This window comes from Paenibacillus sp. FSL L8-0641 (assembly GCF_038006265.1).
GTDB lineage: Bacteria > Bacillota > Bacilli > Paenibacillales > Paenibacillaceae > Paenibacillus > Paenibacillus polymyxa_D.
The window spans coordinates 2,510,212-2,514,068 of sequence record NZ_JBBOUW010000001.1; the positions used below are offsets into that span (position 1 = coordinate 2,510,212).

The 3,857-nt window shown below is 48.0% G+C and carries 2 protein-coding genes; both read left to right on the plus strand.

The features are described 5' to 3' along the window. The first annotated feature begins 70 nt into the window (after positions 1-70). Positions 71-1,966, plus strand: coding sequence for an ABC transporter ATP-binding protein (locus MKY16_RS11480; protein ID WP_081317618.1), 1,896 nt, complete (start codon positions 71-73; stop codon positions 1,964-1,966). Then, positions 1,941-3,806 carry an ABC transporter ATP-binding protein gene (locus tag MKY16_RS11485; protein WP_340955368.1) on the plus strand — a complete coding sequence of 622 codons (1,866 nt, stop codon included), beginning with the start codon at positions 1,941-1,943 and terminating at the stop codon, positions 3,804-3,806. Before MKY16_RS11480 ends, MKY16_RS11485 begins: the two co-directional genes overlap by 26 nt. The last annotated feature ends 51 nt before the right edge of the window (positions 3,807-3,857 follow it).

Here is a 3,857-nt window from a genome sequence, read left to right on the forward strand (position 1 = left end):
TCAACGACGTCCACAGCCAATATAAAAAGTTCGCACTGAAAAAGTGTGGGCAGCGAAAAGAGGGATGCCCTTGTTTCGATTAAATTCTGCTTTTCGGAGACTCGCACGTTATGTAAGGCCGTATAATCTATGGGTTTTCATAACGGTGATCACCTCCTTGTGTTTGGCAGCTATTGACATTATTTTGGGTAAGGCCATTGAGCAAATGGCACAGGGGACATTCTCCTCTACCCAGAACATGATCTATCTGGTTGTTGGTATGACGCTAATTGGAATGCCCTGTAAGTTTGTGATGAGGTACGCTTCAGCGCGATTTAGTGTTAGTGCTCTGCGCGACTTGAGAGGCGATCTCGTACATAAGTTTTGCGATTTACCGGTTTCCAGCGTGGAAAGGAAATTTACCGGAGATTTGGTATCCCGTCTAACCAATAATACGGCAGTATTACAGAACTTTTTTATCCAGCAGTTTGCCAATCTGTTCTATTTACCGCTCGTGTTTACGGCATCACTCATATTGCTTTTACTGACAAGCTGGAAACTGATATTGGCAAGTCTTGCGCTCATGCCAATAGGAATGATCATAACATCACTAATGAGCAAGCCAATTGAAAAATACTCCGCGGATCTTCAGGAGAAAATTGCTCATTTGAACGCTGTGGGGCAAGATGCAATCGGAGGAATCCCTATCGTCAAGGCATTCAATATGCAAGCTGTGCTGTTGAAGAAGTATATGGTGATTATGGAGGAGGTCGTCAAGCGCGGCTTACGGCTAGAAAAGCGCTATGCAGCCATTACTCCGGTAGGTGTGATGATGCTAGCAACACCGATTATTTTGGTCATTGTATACGGAGGATACCTGATACAACATGGAGAGTTGAATGCTGGAGGCATTGTACTTTTTTTATACCTGATTTCGTTCATATTGCAGCCGATTGCCATGCTGCCGACGATCATTTCGCAAATGAAGGAAGCGGGTGGAGCCGCAAAGCATTTGTTTGAGGTGCTGGATTGGCAGAATGAACGTCAGGACGGCGAAATGACCTTGGTAGATCAGAAGCGAGAGAATAGGGCGCCTCATTTGAAAGACGATGCAGATGGGGAAGCCAACCGAATGAGTGAAGGCGGAGCAGAAAGTGATGATGACGTTGATAGTGTTGCTGTAGTCAGCTTTGAGCATTTGACCTTTGGCTACGATGAAGGGAACACAGTGCTGAAGGATATCAGCTTCCAGGCAGGGCAAGGGGATATGGTCGCGATTGTCGGTGCCAGCGGTGGGGGTAAAAGCACGATTTTCAAGCTGCTTTGCGGATTTAATGAACCTGGAGAGCATGCTGGAACCATTCAACTATTTGGAAAGAGTTTGACAGATTGGAATTTAACAAGCCTGCGCAGTCATATTTCGATGGTATCTCAGGAGCCGTCGCTTTTTCCGGCCACCATTGCAGAAAATATCGGATATGGACGTTTGGAGGCGACTCGAGAAGAAATTGTCGAGGCGGCGAAAGCGGCACATGCGCATGATTTTATTGTTCAACTTCCCGAGGGCTATGAAACCCTGTTGAGCGAGCGGGGAGGCGGATTGTCTGGCGGTCAAAAACAGCGTATTTCCATAGCAAGAGCATTACTGAAAAATGCTCCGCTGCTTTTATTGGACGAGCCGACTTCAGCACTCGATAGTCAGTCGGAGGCTCAGGTGCAGAATGCGATGAATGCGGTAATGCAAAACCGGACGGTACTGGTCATTGCTCATCGACTGTCAACCGTACGTCAGGCGAATCGCATTATTGTACTCGATCAGGGGAGCATTGTGGAATCGGGTTCTCATGAGGAATTACTGGGTCGTGATGGTGTGTACCGAAAGCTGTATTTGAAAAATTTTGAAGAAGAACAGCATACGGCGGAAAACGGTAATTCGTTGCCTGAGGAAAGGGGTGAGCGTCGTGACCTTCAAGCAGGGGTTTTATGAATTTAAGCAGTTGATGTCCCTGATGAAGCCGCACCAAAAATGGTATTTTACCGGGCTGGTTGGCAATAGTCTGACCAATGCCAGCATCACGATTTTACTTTCTTTTGTGGTGCATTATTTGCTGAATTTCGCGGTTAATGGCAATGTACAGGAGCTATACCGAGCGGTCTATTTGGTCAGTGGTACATTTTTGGCATTAAGTCTTATCTCCCCCCTGTGCAGCTATATGTATAAACGGTGTGTAAAGCTGGCGATTGCTGATGTACGAATGAAACTATTTGGCCACATTGTCAAGCTATCGTACGAAAAAGCCGAAAAACACCATTCGGGTGATCTTGTATCCCGTATGACGAACGATGTACAGGCGCTAGAGCAGGCTTACACCGTTCATATTCGCTCGATTATACTGGAAATTTCGCTTTTCTTGGGCTCGTTGGTCATTTTGATGGCTTTGGATTGGCGATTTGGGATTATGGCGGTTGTACTTGGGCTGGCTTCAGCCTGGATAAATGCTCATTTCGCGAAGAAAATGCGAAAGACGAGTGAAGAGTTACAGGGACGGATGAGCAGGTTCACGGAACGATTGAGTGATTTGCTTTCCGGTTTGCAGACGGTGAAGTTGTTTGGGTTGAGGACAAAGGTAGGTGGACTATGTAACGATGCAAGCGAGGACATCAATCGCATCAGCATCCGGCAGGGACGTCATATGGGCTTGCAGGATATGTGCAATTTTGTCATAGAGTTCATTACGCTGGGCGGTGTGCTTGTCGCCGGATTGATTCTGGTATCGCAGAAGCAAATGGAACTGGGAGTATTGGGACAGATTGTACAACTGCAAACCGGTATTTCAACGGTATTTTTGGAGCTAGGGGCGGCTGTAACACTGTTACAAAACTCCTTGGCAGGCTTGGCGCGTATCCGCGAAATTCTGGATGAGTCGAAGGAAGAGGAACAGTTCCCCGCGGCTAAAAAGAAGGGACCGCTGACTAGGCTTAGCGATCCCGAGACGGCAGCTTTATCAGCCCGTGAATCTGGGGAATTCTATGGCGATGTTGAAACCTTACGTTCAGACCACGCCATTGAACAGACTCCGGCTGCGCTGGAGCTGCACGACATCACCTTTGGCTATCAGCCTGACCATCCAACGCTGCAAAGGTTAAACTTGGTCGTGCCGGAAGGGCAGGTCACTGCACTTGTCGGTCCGAGTGGTGGTGGCAAAAGCACAGTCATGAAGTTGTTGCTGGGATTTTACCCACCGGATGAAGGTGTGCTGCGGGTTCGTGGTCGTTTGGCAGAAGAATTTCCGTTGGATGAGGTCAGGGATTTGATGGCCTATGTACCACAGGAGGCTACGCTGTTCCACGGTACAGTAGCGGATAATATCCGTTTTGGCTCACCGACTGCCACGGATGAGGAAGTGGAGGCTGCAGCCAAAACAGCCTATGCCAGCGGCTTCATAGCCGAGTTGCCAGAGGGGTACGACACGATTGTCGGTGAACGCGGAGCCAATTTGTCCGGCGGTCAAAGACAGCGGATTGCAATTGCCCGTGCTTTGCTCAAAAATGCACCGATTTTGCTATTGGATGAAGCGACCTCGGCTTTGGATGCAGAATCGGAATATGAAGTCCAGCAGGGCTTAAATGAGTTGATGAAGGATCGTACGACATTAGTTATTGCCCATCGATTGTCTACGATTGAACGGGCGGATACGATCTGTGTCCTTGCCGATGGCGAACTGAAAGAGCAAGGTACCCATGATCAGCTCCTTGCCGAGGGCGGCCATTATGCAGAGCTGTATGAGCTTCAATTTCGAAAGCATCCCGAGGAACAAACCGCATGAATATGCGAATTTCCTTTTTACCAAATATCTATTTTGTGAGGAGAGAGACGG